This is a genomic window from Pseudomonas coronafaciens pv. oryzae str. 1_6, assembly GCF_000156995.2.
Taxonomy (GTDB): Bacteria; Pseudomonadota; Gammaproteobacteria; order Pseudomonadales; family Pseudomonadaceae; genus Aquipseudomonas; species Aquipseudomonas tremae.
Genome location: NZ_CP046035.1, coordinates 3,210,147 through 3,229,224 on the forward strand (window position 1 = coordinate 3,210,147; position 19,078 = coordinate 3,229,224).

General features: G+C 57.9%; 18 protein-coding genes. 10 read left to right on the top strand and 8 right to left on the bottom strand.

All coding sequences use genetic code 11. The features are described 5' to 3' along the window. The 5 genes from tusC (at position 1) to POR16_RS14395 (ending at position 3,099) form a co-directional block, all read left to right on the top strand. Positions 1-363 (top strand): sulfurtransferase complex subunit TusC, encoded by a 363-nt coding sequence (gene tusC / locus POR16_RS14375; protein WP_005892744.1) that lies wholly within the window; start codon positions 1-3, stop codon positions 361-363. After that, positions 363-662 carry a sulfurtransferase complex subunit TusB gene (gene tusB, locus POR16_RS14380; RefSeq protein WP_005892742.1) on the top strand — a complete coding sequence of 100 codons (300 nt, stop codon included), beginning with the start codon at positions 363-365 and terminating at the stop codon, positions 660-662. Before tusC ends, tusB begins: the two co-directional genes overlap by 1 nt. Then, a complete protein-coding gene (locus POR16_RS14385; protein WP_005892740.1) occupies positions 659-994 on the top strand; it encodes a TusE/DsrC/DsvC family sulfur relay protein in 336 nt (111 codons plus the stop codon). Before tusB ends, POR16_RS14385 begins: the two co-directional genes overlap by 4 nt. Beyond that, positions 991-1,992 carry a glycosyl transferase family protein gene (locus tag POR16_RS14390; protein ID WP_005892738.1) on the top strand — a complete coding sequence of 334 codons (1,002 nt, stop codon included), beginning with the start codon at positions 991-993 and terminating at the stop codon, positions 1,990-1,992. Before POR16_RS14385 ends, POR16_RS14390 begins: the two co-directional genes overlap by 4 nt. Before the next feature lie 108 nt (positions 1,993-2,100). Further along, positions 2,101-3,099 carry a glutathione S-transferase family protein gene (locus tag POR16_RS14395; RefSeq protein ID WP_005892735.1) on the top strand — a complete coding sequence of 333 codons (999 nt, stop codon included), beginning with the start codon at positions 2,101-2,103 and terminating at the stop codon, positions 3,097-3,099. Between the two features lie 57 nt (positions 3,100-3,156). Here the strand turns inward: POR16_RS14395 and cysG are convergent, their stop codons facing one another. The 6 genes from cysG to ftsK all read right to left on the bottom strand — a co-directional run bounded on the left by cysG (position 3,157) and on the right by ftsK (position 10,668). Next, complete coding sequence (cysG, locus tag POR16_RS14400; RefSeq protein WP_024689660.1) at positions 3,157-4,551, bottom strand: siroheme synthase CysG; 1,395 nt, start codon at positions 4,549-4,551, stop codon at positions 3,157-3,159. Continuing rightward, positions 4,552-5,832 (bottom strand): serine--tRNA ligase, encoded by a 1,281-nt coding sequence (gene serS / locus POR16_RS14405; protein ID WP_005892733.1) that lies wholly within the window; start codon positions 5,830-5,832, stop codon positions 4,552-4,554. It abuts the gene before it with no gap. Positions 5,833-5,848: 16 nt separating this feature from the next. Further along, entirely contained in the window at positions 5,849-6,223 is a 375-nt protein-coding gene (gene crcB / locus POR16_RS14410; protein WP_005892730.1) for a fluoride efflux transporter CrcB, read from the bottom strand. After that, positions 6,223-7,545 carry a replication-associated recombination protein A gene (locus tag POR16_RS14415; protein WP_005892728.1) on the bottom strand — a complete coding sequence of 441 codons (1,323 nt, stop codon included), beginning with the start codon at positions 7,543-7,545 and terminating at the stop codon, positions 6,223-6,225. The genes crcB and POR16_RS14415 overlap by 1 nt, the downstream gene beginning before the upstream one ends. A gap of 18 nt (positions 7,546-7,563) precedes the next feature. Further along, positions 7,564-8,187 carry an outer membrane lipoprotein periplasmic chaperone LolA gene (gene lolA, locus POR16_RS14420; RefSeq protein ID WP_005892726.1) on the bottom strand — a complete coding sequence of 208 codons (624 nt, stop codon included), beginning with the start codon at positions 8,185-8,187 and terminating at the stop codon, positions 7,564-7,566. A 75-nt stretch (positions 8,188-8,262) separates the two neighbouring features. Beyond that, positions 8,263-10,668, bottom strand: a complete 2,406-nt coding sequence (gene ftsK, locus POR16_RS14425; protein ID WP_024670027.1) for a DNA translocase FtsK — start codon at positions 10,666-10,668, stop codon at positions 8,263-8,265. A 477-nt stretch (positions 10,669-11,145) separates the two neighbouring features. Here ftsK and aat point away from each other — a divergent pair, with 477 nt between their 5' ends. From aat to infA, 3 genes are all read left to right on the top strand, one after another. Continuing rightward, positions 11,146-11,835 (top strand): leucyl/phenylalanyl-tRNA--protein transferase, encoded by a 690-nt coding sequence (gene aat, locus POR16_RS14430; RefSeq protein WP_005892720.1) that lies wholly within the window; start codon positions 11,146-11,148, stop codon positions 11,833-11,835. 48 nt (positions 11,836-11,883) lie between these two features. After that, positions 11,884-12,591: an arginyltransferase gene (locus tag POR16_RS14435; RefSeq protein ID WP_005892717.1), complete on the top strand. Its 708-nt coding sequence runs from the start codon at positions 11,884-11,886 to the stop codon at positions 12,589-12,591. Between the two features lie 101 nt (positions 12,592-12,692). Next, positions 12,693-12,911, top strand: coding sequence for a translation initiation factor IF-1 (gene infA, locus POR16_RS14440; protein WP_002553999.1), 219 nt, complete (start codon positions 12,693-12,695; stop codon positions 12,909-12,911). A 114-nt stretch (positions 12,912-13,025) separates the two neighbouring features. On the opposite strand, the gene clpA is transcribed toward infA, so the two are convergent. Together clpA and clpS are read right to left on the bottom strand one after the other, a co-directional pair. After that, positions 13,026-15,299, bottom strand: coding sequence for an ATP-dependent Clp protease ATP-binding subunit ClpA (gene clpA, locus POR16_RS14445; protein ID WP_024670029.1), 2,274 nt, complete (start codon positions 15,297-15,299; stop codon positions 13,026-13,028). Between the two features lie 30 nt (positions 15,300-15,329). Next, positions 15,330-15,692 carry an ATP-dependent Clp protease adapter ClpS gene (gene clpS / locus POR16_RS14450; RefSeq protein ID WP_004884680.1) on the bottom strand — a complete coding sequence of 121 codons (363 nt, stop codon included), beginning with the start codon at positions 15,690-15,692 and terminating at the stop codon, positions 15,330-15,332. Positions 15,693-15,911: 219 nt separating this feature from the next. Here clpS and cspD point away from each other — a divergent pair, with 219 nt between their 5' ends. Together cspD and POR16_RS14460 are read left to right on the top strand one after the other, a co-directional pair. Then, positions 15,912-16,202 (top strand): cold shock domain-containing protein CspD, encoded by a 291-nt coding sequence (cspD, locus tag POR16_RS14455; protein ID WP_005892701.1) that lies wholly within the window; start codon positions 15,912-15,914, stop codon positions 16,200-16,202. 595 nt (positions 16,203-16,797) lie between these two features. Next, a complete protein-coding gene (locus tag POR16_RS14460) occupies positions 16,798-19,023 on the top strand; it encodes an NADP-dependent isocitrate dehydrogenase (RefSeq protein ID WP_005892699.1) in 2,226 nt (741 codons plus the stop codon). Positions 19,024-19,078 lie beyond the last annotated feature (55 nt).

Genomic DNA, 19,078 nt, shown 5'->3' on the forward strand with positions numbered 1-19,078 from the left:
ATGCCCAGGTCATTATTGATTGTCAGCCGTCAGTCACCCTGGTCAGGCCCCGGCGCCAGAGAGGCGCTGGACATCGTGCTGGCGGGTGGCGCATTCGATCTGCCGGTCGGCCTGCTGTTTCTGGATGACGGCGTATTTCAGTTGGTGCCACAGCAATCGCCGACGGCACTACAACAAAAAGACCTCACCGCCAACCTGAAAGCCTTGCCGATGTTCGGTGTAGAAGCTCTTTACGCCTGCGCCCACAGCCTGGCAGAACGAGGCATCGCTGCCGATGCCTTGAGCGATGAGATCAGTCAATTGTCGACACGCTCCGAGCTGTCGGCGCTTTTTGATCGATACGACGAGGTGATCACGATCTGATGGCTACATTGCACGTTCTCTCTCACTCGCCGTTTGCCGATACCCGCCTGGACAGTTGCCTGCGCGTGCTGGGCAATGACGACGGCGTATTGCTCTGTGGCGATGCCACTTATGCGCTGACGCCCTCCAGCGCGCCGCTGAACGCTCTGCAGGCAGTGATCGGCTCATTGAAGTTGTTTGCCCTCGACGAAGACATCAAGGCACGCAACCTGTCGCTTCCTGCTGGGGTCAGCAGCGTCGACTATCCGACTTTCGTGCAACTGTCGCTGCGCTTTGACAAGGTCAATACCTGGTTATGAAACAGCTGATTGTGGACGGACGCAGCATTAAACTGGATAAGGATGGATTCCTTGAGGACCTCAACGACTGGGCGCTGGACGTCGCTCATGCGCTGGGGGCCGAAGAAGGCATCGCTCTGAGTCCCGAACATATCGAAATTCTTCTGTTGTTGCGGGATTTTCATGAAGAGTTTCAGCTTTCACCGGCCACCCGGCCGCTGATCAAATACACCGCCCTCAAGCTGGGCACGGAAAAAGGCAACAGCCTGCACCTCAATCGCCTGTTCAACGGCACTCCCGCCAAACTCGCCGCCAAGCTGGCGGGCCTGCCAAAGCCGACCAATTGCATATGAACGACTACACATCGCTGGTGACTGAAACGCCGGAAGAACACCCTTTTGCTGTTTTCGTACGCATTCTGGGCAAAGGAAAACGCGGCGCGCGTAACCTGACCCGCGAAGAAGCACGCGAGGCAATGGGTATGCTGCTCGATGAAAAGGTCGAGGACACCCAACTCGGCGCGTTTCTGATGCTGCTGCGCCACAAGGAAGAAAGCCCCGAGGAACTGGCCGGTTTTACTGAAGCGCTGCGCGAACGCTTGAACGCCCCGCCCATCAAGGTCGATATCGACTGGCCAACCTATGCCGGCAAGAAGCGCCATTTGCCGTGGTACCTGTTGGCAGCCAAATGCCTCGCGCAGAACGGCGTGAAAATCCTGCTGCATGGTGGTGGTGCGCATACCGCAGGGCGCCTTTACACCGAACAGCTGCTGGGTTTGCTGAATATACCGCTGTGCCGCAACTGGGCAGCGGTAGACAGCTCGCTTGAACAAGGCAACCTGGCGTTCATACCGCTCGCGGACTGGGCACCGCAGTTGCAACGCATGATCGACTTGCGTAACACGTTGGGGCTGCGCTCGCCGATTCATTCGCTGGCACGCATTCTCAATCCGCTTCAGGCACGTTGCGGCCTGCAAAGTATCTTTCACCCGGGCTACCAGAGCGTGCACCGAGATGCGAGCAGCCTGCTGGGTGATAACGCCATTGTGGTCAAGGGCGACGGCGGTGAAATCGAGATCAACCCTGACACCATCAGCCACCTGTATGGCACCACCGCAGGGCAGCCTTGGGACGAAGAGTGGCCTGCCCTCTCCCCACGCCGCCATGTCAAACCGGCCACACTTGATCCACAACAACTGCTGGCATTGTGGCGCGGCGAAATCGAGGACAGTTACCCGCAGTTGGCCTTGATCTCCACCATGGCGCTCGCGTTGCGCGGTCTGGGCGTCGCTCGTGAAGAGGCGTTTGAGCAAGCCCGGGTGTTTTGGGATCGCCGCGACAAGAGCATCTGATCTATCGGCCATGACGATAACCAACGTTCATAATCCTGCGCTTTTCAGGTCGAACCTATGCGCCTTGACTGACCTCCAAGTTTCATCATTCAGTAATGGGAGTCAGACATGGGCCTTCTGGTCGAAGGACGCTGGCAAGACCAGTGGTACGAAAGCAGTAAAGACGGCGCATTCCAGCGCGAAAAAGCTCTGCGTCGTAACTGGGTAACCGCGGATGGGCAACCGGGCCCCTCCGGCAAAGGTGGATTTGCCGCTGAAGCTGGCCGCTACCATCTTTATGTATCGCTGGCTTGCCCTTGGGCCCACCGGACGCTGATCGTGCGCAAGCTCAAGGGGCTGGAAAGCCTTATCGAGGTTTCCGTGGTCAGTTGGCTGATGCTGGAAAACGGCTGGACCTTCGATCAGCAGAAAGGCTCCAGCGGCGATGCACTGGACGGGCTGCAGTACCTTCATCAACGCTATACCGCAGACGATCCGAACTACACCGGGCGCGTGACGGTGCCCGTGTTATGGGACAAGCAGCAGCAATGCATCGTCAGCAATGAGTCGGAAGAAATCATCCGCATGTTCAACTCGGCTTTCGACGAACTGACCGGCAATACGCTGGATTTTTATCCTCAAGCGTTGAAGCCGACCATCGACGAACTCAATGGGCAGATCTATCCGAACGTCAACAACGGCGTGTATCGGGCAGGCTTTGCGACATCGCAAGGTGCGTATGAAGAGGCATTCGACGATGTCTTCAACGAGCTGGACGCACTGGAAAAGCTATTGGGCGAGAAGCGCTATCTGGCCGGAGGACACCTGACAGAGGCCGATGTACGCCTGTTCACTAGCATCGTGCGCTTTGATGCGGTGTATTACAGCCACTTCAAATGCAATCTGCGACGTATTGCGGACTATCCGAACCTCAGCAACTGGCTGCGCGAGCTGTATCAGTGGCCGGGCATTGCCGAGACGGTCGACTTTGAACACATCAAAGGTCACTACTACGCAAGCCATCGCACCATCAACCCGACCGGGATCATTCCCAAAGGGCCGGCGCTGAGCCTGCAAGATGCTCATGACCGGACACGCCTGTCTGGAAAGGGTGTCTGGGAAAGATAGGCAGGCAGGTAGCCTGCTGGCAAAGCGGATAGCCCGGGCGGGCTATCCGCTTCAGCTTCAGAGTGTTGCTTGAGCGCCTTCGAACCAGGCCAGCTTTTCACGCAGCTTGACCACCTCACCGATGATCACCAGCGTAGGTGCGTGAACCTCATGTTCGGCGACCATTTGCGGCAAGTCAGCCAGAGTGCCCGTGAACACGCGCTGATTGACTGTGGTGCCGCGCTCGACCAATGCCGCCGGGGTGTCGGCGGATCGCCCGTGCTTTATCAGCTGTTCGCAGATGATCGGCAAACCGATAAGCCCCATGTAAAACACCAGCGTCTGAGCGGGCGCCACCAGATCGGACCAAGGCAGATCGGTCGTGCCATTCTTAAGATGGCCAGTGATGAAGCGCACAGACTGGGCATGATCGCGGTGCGTCAGCGGGATACCCGCGTACGCGGCACAACCGCTGGCAGCCGTGATACCCGGCACCACCTGAAACGGGATCCCGTGGGCTGCCAGCTCTTCGATTTCCTCGCCACCACGGCCAAAGATAAACGGGTCACCGCCCTTGAGGCGCACAACCCGCTTGCCCTGCTTGGCCAGCGCAACCAGTTGCTGATTGATCTGCTCCTGAGGCACCGCATGCTCTGCACGACGCTTACCCACGTAAACACGCTCGGCATCGCGGCGGCACAGATCAAGAATGGTCGGCGCCACCAGGCGGTCATACAGCACCACATCCGCTTGCTGCATCAGGCGCAAGGCACGGAACGTCAACAAATCTGGATCACCTGGACCGGCGCCGACCAGATAGACCTCACCTGTTTCCGCTGGCGGCTCACCCGCGATCTTGGCGATCAGCATGCGCTCGGCCTCTGCGCCCTGCCCGGCCAGCTGGCGATCAGCGATGGCGCCCTGGAAAACCTCTTCCCAGAAGGCCCGGCGCTGTTGCACGTTGGGAAACAGCCCTTTGACCTGATGGCGAAAACGCGCGGCGAGCCCGGCCAGTTGACCATACGTAGAGGGGATCCAGGTTTCCAGCTTGGCCCGTATCAGACGCGCCAGGACCGGCGCATCCCCACCACTGGACACTGCAATGACCAGCGGCGAACGGTCGACGATGGCCGGAAAGATCACGGTACACAACGCCGGAGCATCCACCACATTGACCGGAACACAACGGAGCCGGGCATCGTGGGAAACCTGGGCGTTGAGCGGCTCGTCGTCTGTTGCGGCAATAATCAGCACGCAGCCATCAAGGTCGCTTTCACTGTAACCACGCAGGATCAGTTCACCACCGCTTTGCGCCACCAGTTCGCGCAACTGGGTTTCTACTTCCGGCGCGACTACGCGCAATACGGCTCCGGCATCGGCGATCAGGCGAGACTTGCGCAAGGCAATCTCGCCGCCGCCGACCACTAGCACGCGGCTGCCACGCAGGTTATGGAACAGCGGCAGAAATTCCATTTAACCGATGACCTCAATACCGCCCATGTACGGCTTTAGAACTTCCGGCACGCGAATCGAACCATCGGCCTGCTGATAGTTTTCCAGCACTGCAACAAGTGTCCGCCCCACCGCCAGCCCCGAACCGTTGAGTGTATGAACCAGTTCCGGCTTGCCGGTTTCCGGGTTGCGCCAGCGCGCCTGCATGCGACGCGCCTGGAAATCGCCGCAGTTGGAGCACGAAGATATCTCGCGGTACTTGTCCTGGCTAGGAATCCATACTTCCAGATCGTAGGTCTTCACCGCGCTGAAACCCATATCGCCGGTACACAGCGCCAGCGTGCGATAAGGCAGCTCCAGCAGTTGCAGAACACGCTCGGCATTGCCGGTGAGCGACTCCAGGGCGGCCATCGAATCGTCCGGGGCGACGATCTGGACCATCTCGACCTTGTCGAACTGATGCTGGCGGATCATCCCGCGCGTGTCGCGACCCGATGCGCCTGCTTCACTGCGGAAACAAGGTGTGTGTGCCACGAACTTGAGCGGCAGCTGTTTGGCATCAAGAATCTCGCCCGACACAATATTGGTCAGTGACACTTCAGCCGTCGGGATGAGGTACAGGTCGGCTTCGCCTTCGCGCGAAATCTTGAACAGGTCTTCCTCGAATTTCGGCAGCTGGCCTGTGCCCTGCAGCGCGGGAGCCTGCACCAGATAAGGCGTGTAGGCCTCTTCGTAGCCATGCTCGTTGATGTGCAGGTTGAGCATGAACTGCGCCAGCGCACGGTGCAGGCGCGCAATCGGGCCACGCAACAGCGCGAAACGTGCACCGGACAACTTGGCGGCAGTCTCGAAGTCCAGCCAGCCGAATTTTTCGCCTAGCGCAACGTGATCCTTGACCTCGAAATCAAAGGCAGTCGGCGTGCCCCAGCGGCGTACTTCAACATTGCCTTCTTCGTCGGCGCCCAGCGGCACCGATTCGTGAGGCAGGTTCGGGATATTGAGCACCAGCGCATCCAGTTCAGCCTGAATGGCGTCCAGCTCGACCTTGCCTTCGCTCAGTTCGTTACCCATACGCTCGACATCCGCCATCAACGGCGCGATGTCTTCACCGCGCTGTTTGGCTTGGCCTATGGATTTGGAACGGGCATTGCGCTCGGCCTGCAACTGTTCGGTGCGGGTCTGCACCACCTTGCGCTGGGCTTCCAGCGATTCAATGCGCGCCACATCCAGTGTAAAGCCACGGGAGGCCAGGCGATCCGCTACGTCCTGAAGCTGGGTACGTAACAGTTTGGAATCGAGCATATCGTTCTCTCGTCTATCAAAGTCTGGTCAGGGACAGGCCAACCCAGGTCGCGAGCAGCCCGCCGAATACACTGATACCGGCATAGCCCAGGGCTAGCGGCAATTGCCCGCTTTCAAGCAGGCGCAACGTATCCAGTGAAAAGGATGAAAAGGTCGTGAGACCCCCAACAAAGCCGACGATAAGGCCGGCACGAATTTCGACGGGTACTTCCGGACGCAACAGGAACAGGCCGTAAAGCACACCAATGATCAAACAGCCGACGATATTGACCGCCAGCGTTGCAGCATAGAAATACCGCGGCCAGTTGGCGCTGACCCAGGTGCCGGTGGCGAAGCGCAATAATGTACCAGCGATACCGGCAACCGACACAGCAAGAATGGTTTGAAACATCATTTTCTCCGCTTGCGAGGACTCGCATTGTCCAACGCGTTCAGATGTCTGAGCTTTTCACCGATTTTCAGCTCGAGGCCACGTGGCACCGGCTGGTAATACTGACGCGGCTCCAGATCGTCCGGAAAATAGTCTTCGCCTGCCGCGTAGGCGTCCGGCTCGTCATGGGCATAACGATACTCTTCACCGTAACCCAACTGCTTCATCAGCTTGGTCGGTGCGTTGCGTAAATGCAGCGGAACCTCCAGAGACCCGTGCTCGCCCGCCTCCCGCATTGCAGCCTTGAATGCCATGTAAACCGCATTGCTCTTGGGCGCGCAAGCGAGGTACACGATCGCCTGCGCGACGGCCAATTCGCCCTCAGGGCTGCCCAGGCGTTCCTGAACATCCCAGGCCGACATGCACAGCGGCAGCGCTCGCGGATCGGCGTTGCCGATATCTTCGCTGGCCATGCGTACCACGCGACGAGCCAGATACAACGGGTCGCACCCACCGTCAATCATGCGTGCGAACCAGTACAGGGCCGCATCGGGATTAGAGCCACGTATCGACTTGTGCAGCGCCGATATCTGGTCGTAAAAAGCCTCACCGCCCTTGTCGAAACGGCGCCGACTGTCGCCCAGCAGGCTTTGCAACAATTCTATGTCGATCTCGCTGCCATCTTCGGCCAGATCGGAGGCGTTCTCCAGCAGGTTGAGCATCCGCCGACCGTCACCGTCGGCAGCAGACATCAGAATCGCGAAACCTTCGTCGCTCAGGGTAAGCCTGCGCCGGCCCAGACCGCGCTCTTCGGTCAGGGCACGATTTACCAATTTGCGCAGCGCCGCCTCGTCGAGGCTCTTGAGTACGTAAACGCGGGCTCGGGACAACAACGCGTTATTGAGTTCGAACGATGGGTTTTCGGTGGTCGCACCAATGAAAATCAGCGTGCCGTCTTCCACGTATGGAAGAAATGCATCCTGCTGAGATTTGTTGAAACGGTGTACTTCATCGACAAACAGAATGGTGCGTTTGCCATACTGCCCGGCCTGTTGCCGGGCAACTTCCACCGCCTGACGAATTTCCTTGACCCCCGCCAGTACGGCAGAAACAGTCTCGAAATGAGCATCCGAAACCTTGGCCAGGAGCCTTGCGAGGGTAGTCTTGCCCACGCCCGGCGGCCCCCAGAAAATCATCGAGTGCAATGCACCCTGCTCAAGCGCTTCGCGCAGCGGCTTGCCGTGTGCGAGCACATGCTCCTGACCGACGTACTCGTCCAGGTTGGTAGCACGCAAACGTGCAGCCAGGGGCTGAGCTATCGGTTCGCGGCTGAACAGATCCATGATCAGGAATAGGCCCTATTACTCTTGAATGACATCAGCGCCCTTGGGAATCTGGAACTGAAACTTGCTGGCGGCAATCGGCTCATTGGCCTTGACGCCGGTGAACAGGATATTGGTCCGCTGACCTACGCTGTCAATTAACTGCATGTCGTTGATGATGCCGTTGCGAAACGACAGACGCAGGCTGTCGAAAAGCGTGTCCTTGGTCTTGGGCTTGAGCACGAAGTCGATCACGCCACCCGCTTCTTTCGCAGTGATATCAAAACTTTCGCTGATCTTCGACACGTCACCTGAAAGCAGCAGTGCCGGGGTCTGGGTCAGGCGCTGATCAAGTTTCTTGATGGTGACCTGCTCCAGGTCAGGGTCCCACAGCGATACTTTCTTGCCGTCGGAGACCATCAGTTGCTCTTGTGGTGCATCGGTGTGCCAGTTGAACAGGCCAGGACGCTGCAAGGCCATTTCACCTGTGGTCTCCTGCAACTGCGTACCGCCACCGTCCAGAGTCAGTTGCGAGAAACGCGCGGTCAGGGTCTGGGATTTCTCCAGCAGCTGAGTCAAGCGTGCCACGTCCTTGCTGTCAGCGTGGGCGGAGATTACGGAAAAAGTCAGTGCGGTGGCCAACAGCATGCGGATAAGACGCATGGGATTCCTCATTGTGTCGAAGATGATGCGGCAACGCGCAATGCACGCTGCAGCCGTAATCCGGGATGGTACAACTCAGTCGCGCATAGGAGCAGGTGCGATAACTTCACGCGAGCCGTTGGTGTTCATCGATGTCACCACGCCAGCCATTTCCATGGCCTCGATCATACGGGCGGCGCGGTTGTAGCCAATCTTGAGTTTGCGCTGCACGGCCGAGATAGAAGCTCGACGGCTTTCAAGTACGAACTTGACAGCTTCATCGTAAAGGGCATCGCTCTCGCTGTCTTCGCCGCCCTCGCCACTGCCGCCGTCAAAGCCGCTACCGGCCTCTTCCACGCCTGCGAGAATATCGTCGTTGTACTCCGGAGAGCCACGCAGCTTCCAGGCCTCGACGACTCGATGCACTTCTTCGTCGGAAACGAACGCGCCGTGTACACGGATCGGCAGGCTGGTGCCGGGGGGCATGTACAGCATGTCACCATGGCCCAGCAATTGCTCGGCACCGCCCTGGTCGATGATGGTCCGCGAATCGATCTTGCTCGATACCTGGAATGCCATTCGCGTCGGAATGTTGGCCTTGATCAGACCGGTAATGACGTCCACAGATGGACGCTGGGTCGCGAGGATCAAGTGAATGCCGGCTGCACGGGCTTTCTGGGCGATACGTGCGATGAGCTCTTCAACCTTCTTGCCGACGATCATCATCATGTCGGCAAACTCGTCCACCACCACCACGATGGTCGGCAGCTTGGTCAGCAACGGCGCTTCATCGTGAATGCTTTCGCGCTTGTACAGCGGGTCGGCAAGCGGCTCGCCGGCATCCTGCGCATCCTTGACCTTCTGGTTGAAGCCAGAAAGGTTACGCACACCCATCTTGGCCATCAGTTTGTAACGTCGCTCCATCTCGGCAACGCTCCAGCGCAAGGCGTTGGCAGCGTCCTTCATGTCGGTCACGACCGGGCAGAGCAAATGCGGAATGCCTTCGTAGATCGACAGCTCGAGCATTTTCGGGTCGATCATGATCAGTTTGGCGTCTTCCGGGCCGGACTTGAACAGGATCGACAGGATCATGGCGTTCACACCCACCGACTTACCGGAACCGGTCGTACCGGCAACAAGCAGGTGCGGCATTTTCGCCAGATCGGTTATCACCGGCTTGCCGCCGATGTCATGCCCCAGAGCGAGGGTCACAGGTGACTTGGCGTTATCGTACTCCGGCGTGGACAAGACCTCGGAGAAACGCACGATCTGCCGGTCTTCGTTCGGAATCTCGATACCCACGGTGGTCTTGCCCGGGATTACCTCGACCACACGAACGCTGGTAACGGCCAGTGAACGGGCAAGGTCTTTGGCCAGATTGGAGATGCGGCTGACCTTCACGCCGGCAGCCGGCTGGATCTCGTAACGCGTGATGACCGGGCCTGGATGAATGGAGTCCACGGACACCTCGACACCAAACTCCTTGAGCTTGATTTCCAGCAGATGCCCGACCGCCGCCAGAGACTCGGGCGAGTAGTTGAGCTGCTTCTTTTCTGCAGGATCGAGAATCGAAATCGGCGGCAAGGTGCCTTCGACGGCGCTGTCTACGAACAGCGGCGCCTGTTTTTCCTTGAGTACACGCTTGCTGGGCTCGACAGGCTTTGACGGCGCTGGCGCTATGACCGCAGGCACGTGCTTTTCGCGCTCGGTCATGTGCTTACTCAACGACACTTCGCGCTCTATCAGGCGCTCCTTGGCCTTGGCCTGCTCACGACGGTCGGGGGCGACAGGCGCCACGACGTCATTTACACGCATATCGACCTCGCGCAACTGGGCAACCATCTGCTTGCGTTCGGCGCGGGCCGTCCACCAGCGGTTCGCAGCACCTTGAAACAGTTCGAACAGGTCAAGGGTGATCTTGCCGGTGACGTCCATGACCTTGAACCAGGAAAGGTCGGTAAATACCGTCAGACCGAACAGGAACAGGGCAATGAACAACAGCGTGCTGCCCTGTATGTTCAGGGCCTTTTTGGCCAGATCGCCCAGTACTTCACCCAGCACCCCACCCGCAGACCCTGGAAAACCGGCCGAGAAATGAAAATGGATGTGCGCCAGCGCTGCGCCCGCCAAAATCAGGAAAACGAGCCCGATCAGGCGCCATGAGAATAGCCAGCCGCTCCACTGCCAGGGTTCATGGCGGTGCCGGAAGACCTGCCAGGCCTTGATGGCCAGCAGCAATGGAAAAATATAGGCGAAATAGCCCAGAACCATGAACAGGATATCGGCGCAGAAGGCCCCTGCGCGCCCAGCGGCATTCTGGACCTGAGCAGCATTGCTGCTGGTGTGACTCCAGCCAGGGTCGCTCTGATCGTAGGTCAGTAACGCCATCATCAGGTACAGGCAAAGGGCGCCAAAGGCTATCAGAGCCCCTTCCTTGAGCCGATAGTGCAGTTGCTGCCGCCAAAGCGGGACAGCGCTGGGTGCTGGTGTGGATTTCTTCAAAACGCTTTATTTCCTGCGCTGGAGCGCGAACATCTCGTTGATTGACTAAAAACGTCGGCAGAACAGCAATGCCTGCGCCCGAATGAACAGGGATCGCAGGCACCGGGAAGGCCGCTTGCCAGACGCTTGAATGATAATGCCCAAAAAAGGCATTGTACGGCTTTACACATACCGGGGTCTGTACGAAAACTCGTCAAATCGGGTTGGGATGTATCCCGTTCCCGTGAAAGCCCGAATAAGCGTTCATGTTTGCCGGCAGTGTTCAATTTGAGCATGCATTCCGTTTTGTGACAAAGGCTTATGACGTGATTGTGTCAACAACCTGCAAGTTTCACGATAGCGCCACCTGTGTCGGGCCAGCGCCCTACCGAAAGCGCTACGTACGCGCCATAATGACAACCGCTTGTGACCACGCCTGCCGCTTAGAGTTGCACCGACAGGCCTGGGCGCCCTCCCCTTCCGCAAAGTCGTGATGCCATGCTGACCTGGTTAAACCGTAACAGCCTCGATTTTCCTCCGCTGGACAAAGCCCTTCGCGAACCTGACGGCCTGCTCGCCGCAGGCGGGGATTTATCGGCAGACCGCCTGATCAAGGCCTACCGGCACGGCTGCTTCCCCTGGTTTCAGGACGGCCAGCCCATTTTGTGGTGGTCGCCGGACCCACGTACGGTGCTGTTCCCTGAAGAGCTGCACGTCTCCCGCAGCCTCGCCAAAGTGATGCGCCAGTCTCGCTACAGCGTGACCTTCGACAACGATTTCGCAAGCGTGATCAAGGCGTGCGCCGCGCCTCGCAGCTACGCCAATGAAACCTGGATCACAGGCCCAATGCAGGAGGCCTACCTTGAGCTGCATCGTCGCGGGTACGCGCACAGCGTCGAAGTCCGGGATCAGGGCGAACTGGTCGGGGGGCTGTACGGCTTGGCGATGGGGCGGCTGTTTTTTGGAGAATCGATGTTCAGTCGCGCAGACAATGCCTCGAAAGTGGGCTTCGCCACTCTGGTAGAGCACCTGACTGACTGGGGGTTTGTACTGATCGACTGCCAGATGCCGACTCAGCACCTGCAAAGCCTTGGCGCACGCTCGATCCCACGCAGGGAGTTCGCAGACTACCTCGCGCAGCACCTCGACCAGCCGACCGACGCGGACTGGTTATCTAGGCGAGTTTGAAAGGCTGGCATACACTCACAGGTATGGATTTACCATTAGGCGGCGATCATGACAGAGCTGGCAAGGCTGAAGTTTTATGCCACTCAACCCCACACCTGCAGTTATCTGCCCGAAGAGCAGGCGACCACCCTGTTTCTGGACCCCAGCCAGCCTATGGATGTGCAGGTCTACGCTGACCTGTCCGACATGGGGTTTCGCCGCAGCGGCGATCATCTCTATCGCCCCCATTGCCAGAATTGCAGCGCCTGCGTTCCTGCGCGCATTCCAGTGAAGCTGTTTGTGCCAGACAGGCAGCAAAAACGCATCCTGAAACGTAATGCCGACATTCAGGTCCACAGCGCCAAACCGGTTTTTACTCAAGAATACTTTGATCTTTATCAGCGCTACATCGAGCAGCGTCACGCCGACGGCGACATGTTCCCACCCAGCCGCGAGCAATTTTCGACATTTCTGATTCGAGACCTGCCTTTTTCGCGCTTCTACGAGTTTCGCGTCGAGCAGCGCTTGCTGGCCGTTGCGGTCACAGACCTGCTGCCCAACGGGCTTTCTGCCGTCTATACCTTCTACGAACCTGACGAAGAGCGCCGCAGCCTGGGTCGCTACGCCATTTTATGGCAGATAGCCGAAGCCGCCAGACTTGAACTGCAAGCGGTGTATCTCGGTTACTGGATAAAAAACTGCAAAAAGATGAATTACAAGACCCAATATCGCCCTATCGAGCTGCTGACCAATCAAAGATGGGTCACTCTTTATTGAACCCCTTGGCTTAAACAGGTTTTTTCGGGCACAATGCACGCCGCTTTTGCCTGGCGCCACTTGCACCGGGCCACTCATTTGTATACCGAGGGCTTTACTGCATGTCGAAAGAAGACAGCTTCGAAATGGAAGGCACTGTCGTCGACACCCTGCCCAACACCATGTTCCGCGTGGAGTTGGAAAACGGGCACGTCGTAACCGCGCATATCTCCGGCAAGATGCGCAAGAATTACATCCGCATTCTGACCGGTGACAAGGTTCGTGTAGAACTGACGCCCTATGACCTGAGCAAAGGGCGCATCACCTACCGCGCTCGTTAATCAGGCATTGACGAAAACGCCCGGCATAAGCCGGGCGTTTTTGTTTGTCTGTCTGAAACAGACGCCTGGGTCGCCTGCTCCGCATCAATCAACGATACGGAGCAGGTAACGACGTCAGGCCATCTCTGCCGTAGTTTCAAAGTCGAAGGTGATTTCGCCATCTCTGATGTCGATATGCACCACACCACCGTGCTCGGACAATTCGCCGAACAGGATCTCTTCAGCCAAAGGCCGCTTGATCTTGTCCTGAATCAGACGAGCCATCGGACGCGCGCCCATCGCTGCGTCGTAACCGCCCTGCGCCAGCCAGCTTCTCGCCGCTTCGGAGACTTCGAGCAATACGCGCTTGTCTTCCAGTTGCGCCTGAAGCTCGGTGAGGAACTTGTCGACCACACTCTTGATGACTTCGTGGCTCAGACGACCGAACTGGATGATAGTGTCCAGACGGTTGCGAAATTCCGGCGTGAAGCTCTTCTTGATCACTTCCATCGCGTCAGACGAGTGGTCCTGATGCGTGAAACCAATCGAAGCCCGCGCAGCGGATTCGGCACCGGCGTTGGTGGTCATGATCACGATCACATTGCGGAAGTCTGCCTTGCGCCCGTTGTTGTCGGTCAGCGTACCGTGATCCATTACCTGCAGCAGCAGGTTGAAGACCTCAGGGTGCGCTTTTTCGATTTCATCGAGCAACAGCACGCAATGCGGCTGGCGAGTGATGGCCTCTGTCAGCAAGCCGCCCTGATCGAACCCGACATACCCCGGAGGGGCACCGATCAGACGAGACACGGTATGACGCTCCATGTACTCGGACATGTCGAAACGTATCAGTTCGACACCCAGAGCCTTGGCCAGCTGACGCGCCGCTTCGGTCTTGCCGACACCGGTAGGGCCGGCGAACAGGAACGAGCCGACCGGCTTGTCTGGCGACTTGAGACCTGCTCGCGAGAGCTTGATCGCTGTCGACAGCGAGTCAATCGCGGCATCCTGGCCAAACACGGTGAGCTTGAGATCACGCTCCAGGTTACGCAGCAGCTCCTTGTCGGAACTGTTGACGTGCTTAGGGGGAATACGCGCGATCTTCGCAACGATGTCTTCGACCTGCGGCACATCAATGCGCTTGACGCGCTGCTCGACCGGCTGCAGGCGCTGATAGGCACCGGCCTCATCGATTACATCGATTGCCTTATCAGGCATATGACGGTCATTGATGTAGCGCGACGCAAGTTCTGCAGCAGCGCGCAGGGCCTCATCGCTATATTCGATGCTGTGATGTTGCTCGAAGCGGCTTTTCAGGCCACGCAGGATGCCGATGGTGTCTTCGACCGAGGGCTCCGACACATCGACTTTCTGAAAGCGACGTGCCAAGGCACGGTCTTTTTCGAAAATTCCGCGAAATTCCTGGAACGTCGTCGAACCGATGCAGCGAATATCACCGGAAGACAGCAATGGTTTGAGCAGATTCGACGCATCCATCACGCCACCGGATGCTGCACCGGCGCCGATGATGGTGTGAATCTCGTCAATGAAAAGGATCGCCTGCGGACGTTTGCGCAGCTCATTGAGCAACGCCTTGAAACGCTTCTCGAAGTCGCCGCGGTACTTAGTACCGGCCAGCAGTGCACCGAGATCAAGCGAATACACGACGCTGTTGGCAAGCAGGTCAGGCACCTGATTGTCGACGATGCGCTTGGCCAGGCCTTCAGCGATGGCGGTCTTGCCTACGCCCGCCTCACCGACCAGCAGGGGGTTGTTCTTGCGACGACGAGCCAGGATCTGAGCCACACGCTCGACTTCGCTTTCGCGGCCGACCAGTGGATCGATACGCCCCTGACGCGCCAGCTCGTTCAGATTGCTGGCATAGGCATCCAGAGGATTGCCTGAGGAAGATGCTTCACCGCCCTCGTCGTCCTGCATATCTTGCTCACCTTCAGAAGGGTGTTCGCCATGCCCTGGGACTTTGGAGATCCCGTGGGCAATGTAGTTGACGACATCAATCCGGGCCACGCTTTGCTGCTTGAGCAAAAATACGGCCTGGCTTTCCTGCTCACTGAAAATTGCAACCAGCACATTGGCGCCGGTGACTTCACGCTTGCCGGAGCTTTGCACATGGAAAACTGCGCGTTGCAGAACGCGCTGGAACCCTAGCGTAGGCTGGGTCTCGCGGTCCTCGTCATGGACGGGGATCAGCGGTGTGGTGGAGTCGATAAACTCCTGCAGATCATGCTTGAGCTTATCGAGGTTTGCGCCGCAGGCACGCAAGACAGTCGCTGCAGCCTCGTTATCCAATAGAGCCAGCAGGAGATGCTCGACCGTCATGAACTCATGACGCTTCGAACGTGCCTCCTTGAAGGCAAGATTGAGGGTGACTTCGAGCTCACGGTTTAACATAGCTTCACCTCATACCCAAGTGGTCGGCGTTTAACCGTCCTTCTCGATCTCACAGAGTAGCGGATGCTGGCTCTCCCTGGCGTATTGATTGACCTGCATTGCCTTGGTCTCGGCGATGTCGCGGGTAAACAATCCGCAGACTGCCCGTCCCTCTGTATGGACGGCCAGCATGACTTTGGTGGCCAGCTCACGATTCAGGTTAAAAAACACCTCGAGCACTTCTACGACGAAATCCATCGGGGTGTAGTCATCGTTGAACAAAACCACCTTGTACATCGGTGGCGCCTGCAGGGTCGGTTTGGCGTCCTGCACCGCGATGCCTGCCGAGTCGTCCTCGTGTGACTGCGGACCATCCTGATTGAATGTTAGTCGAATCTTGCTGAATGCATGCATGGAAAGAAATGTTCGTGTGAGGGCGGATTGAGCCGTTAGTCGCAGTCTGGACGGTTTTTGAATGGAATGTCGCATGACCTTGACTATCAGCTAAACGGTGTTACAAACAATAGAGCCCACATTGGGTAAAAAGGGTCCGCGCAGTCAACCAAAATTTTTGGTGAGGCGGATTGAAGTGGATGATACTCCTGACGGAGTCCTTTGCAGAGGGATATGACAATGCTTAATGGAAAAGTCAAGTGGTTCAATAACGCAAAAGGTTACGGCTTCATACTTGAAGACGGCAAACCTGATGAAGATCTGTTCGCTCACTATTCGGCTATCCAGATGGAAGGATACAAGACCCTGAAAGCTGGTCAACCGGTCAGCTTCGACATTATTCAAGGCCCGAAAGGGAATCACGCGGTAAATATCTCAGCGTCGGCAGCCCGATCAGGCGAACCGGCAATGGCAATAGAGACGCTTGCCCCGCTTCAGCATGAACACGAAGACATTCACGCGCATGCGTGAAGCCAACCAGTCGAGACAGCCGAGATAGTTCACACAGCGGATCCAGGATCGCCAGATCCAGCTCGCAGCACGCGCAGCAGTACGCAATGAGATTGTGACGGCTTTTAGACCGACGCAACTCGACAGGGTATCGAATTAGCGGGAATTGCACCGCGGATGCCCGACCTTTGACTAACGACGCCACCCCCCCCCTGCCAGATCACCCATCGCCTTTTCACCTCATTCGCCCATCCTCAAGCTCCTTGCTCGCTCCCGCCAGGTCAGATTTGTCCGTTTTTCAGTCGGCAGCTCGTTCGACCAACGGCGGATATTCATTTTTCGATAGCACGCATAGCATTAATGCCTTGCCCCAATGGTTTGATATACTCGCGCCGTGACCGCAGAGTCATCAAGGCTGACCCGTCTGAAATCTGACCCTCAGCCTTCCAAATGCGTCGGGCCGCTACCTGACCCGACAGCTTGACGCTCGACTGACGCACCCAACATCACCGCGAATAAACCTCGACCTGGCTCATGGCCGAACCGTGGGCAAACGTGCATACCCTGCGCGAATCGAGATTTTGTGCATGTTCAGCAAAACAGAGAGTTAATACGAATGTCCAACCGCTCGAAGATCATCTACACCTTCACCGACGAAGCTCCGGCCCTCGCCACCTACTCCCTGCTGCCTATCATCGAAGCTTTCACGGCAACCTCCGATATCGACGTGGAAACACGCGACATCTCCTTGGCGGGCCGTGTTCTCTCCAGCTTCCCGGAGTCCCTTGGCGCCGATCAGCAAGTGCCGGATCATCTCGCCGAGCTGGGCAAACTGGCGACCACTCCAGAAGCCAACATTATCAAGCTGCCCAATATCAGCGCTTCGGTTCCTCAATTGAAGGCGACCATCAAGGAGCTGCAGGACCAGGGCTACAAGATTCCCGACTACCCTGAGAACCCTTCCACTGACGCGGAAAAAGAAGCCCGCGCACGCTATGACAAAACCAAGGGCAGCGCCGTAAACCCGGTTCTGCGCGAAGGCAACTCCGATCGTCGCGCCCCGCTGTCGGTCAAGAACTATGCGCGCAAGCACCCGCACAAGATGGGCGCCTGGTCTGCTGATTCGAAAGCCCACGTTGCGCACATGAGCAACGGCGACTTCTACGGCAGCGAGAAGGCAGCCCAGATCGAAGCCGACAATTCGGTCAAGATCGAACTCGTCGCCCAGGACGGCACCACCACCGTTCTGAAAGAAAAAACCGCCGTCAAGGCGGGCGAGATTGTCGATTGCTCGGTGATGAGCGCCAAGGCATTGCGCAGCTTCATCGCCGCTGAAATCGAAGACGCCCGCAAGCAGGGCGTGCTGTTCTCGGTGCATCTGAAAGCCACCATGATGAAGATCTCCGATCCGATCATGTTCGGTCAGATCGTCGACGAGTTCTACAAGGACGCGCTGACCAAGCACGCCGATACTCTGAAGCAGATAGGCTTCAGCCTGAACAACGGCATCGGCGACCTGTACGAGCGCATCACCGCCCTGCCCGCCGAGAAGCAGGCTGAAATCAAGGCTGACATCGAAGCGGTCTACGCGGTCCGCCCTCAACTGGCGATGGTCAATTCCGACAAGGGCATCACCAACCTGCACGTGCCAAGCGACGTGATCGTCGATGCATCCATGCCGGCGATGATCCGTGACTCCGGCAAGATGTGGGGCACTGACGGTCAGTTGCACGATGCCAAGGCCGTGATCCCGGATCGCTGCTACGCCACCATTTATCAAGCTGTCATCGACGACTGCAAGAAGAACGGCGCTTTCGACCCGACAACCATGGGCAGCGTGCCGAACGTTGGCCTGATGGCTCAGAAAGCCGAAGAGTACGGCTCCCACGACAAGACCTTCCACATCCAGAGCAACGGCGTGGTTCGTGTCACCGACAGCCAGGGCAAGCTGCTGATGGAGCAGACTGTAGAAGCTGGCGATATCTGGCGCATGTGCCAGGCCAAGGACGCGCCGATCCAGGACTGGGTAAAGCTCGCCGTCAACCGCGCTCGCGCCAGCAACACGCCGGCGATCTTCTGGCTCGACTCGTCTCGCGCCCACGACAGCGTAATGATCGAGAAAGTGCGCAAGTACCTGGGCGACCATGATACTTCCGGTCTGGACATCCAGATTCTTTCTCCGGTCGACGCCATGAAGCTGACCCTGGAGCGCACTCGCGCTGGCAAGGACACCATTTCGGTGACCGGTAACGTGCTGCGCGACTACCTCACCGACCTGTTCCCGATCATGGAACTGGGCACCAGCGCGAAGATGCTGTCGATCGTTCCGCTGATGAACGGTGGTGGCCTGTTCGAGACCGGTGCTGGCGGTTCGGCCCCCAAGCATGTCCAACAGTTCGTTGAAGAGAACTTCCTGCGCTGGGACTCGCTGGGCGAGTTTCTGGCCCTGGCAGCCTCTCTGGAACACCTGGGCAACGCCTACAACAACCCGAAGGCACTGGTGCTGTCCAAGACTCTTGACCAGGCCACTGGCGAGTTTCTGGATCGCAACAAGTCGCCATCGCGCAAAGTAGGTGGCATCGACAACCGCGGCAGCCACTTCTACCTGACCCTGTTCTGGGCTCAGGCACTGGCCGCACAGAATGACGATGCGGACTTGAAAGCGCAGTTCACGCCGCTGGCCAAGACCCTGACCGACAACGAAGAAAAAATCGTTGCCGAGCTGAATGCCGTTCAGGGCAAGCCAGTTGATATTGGCGGCTACTACTTCCCTGACGCGGATGTGACCAGCAAAGCCATGCGCCCAAGCGCTACGTTCAACGCGGCCATCGCCGCGCTGTAAGAGGCAAACCGCGTAGCGCATCCATAAATGCGCTGCGTCGCACAAAAAAATCCCT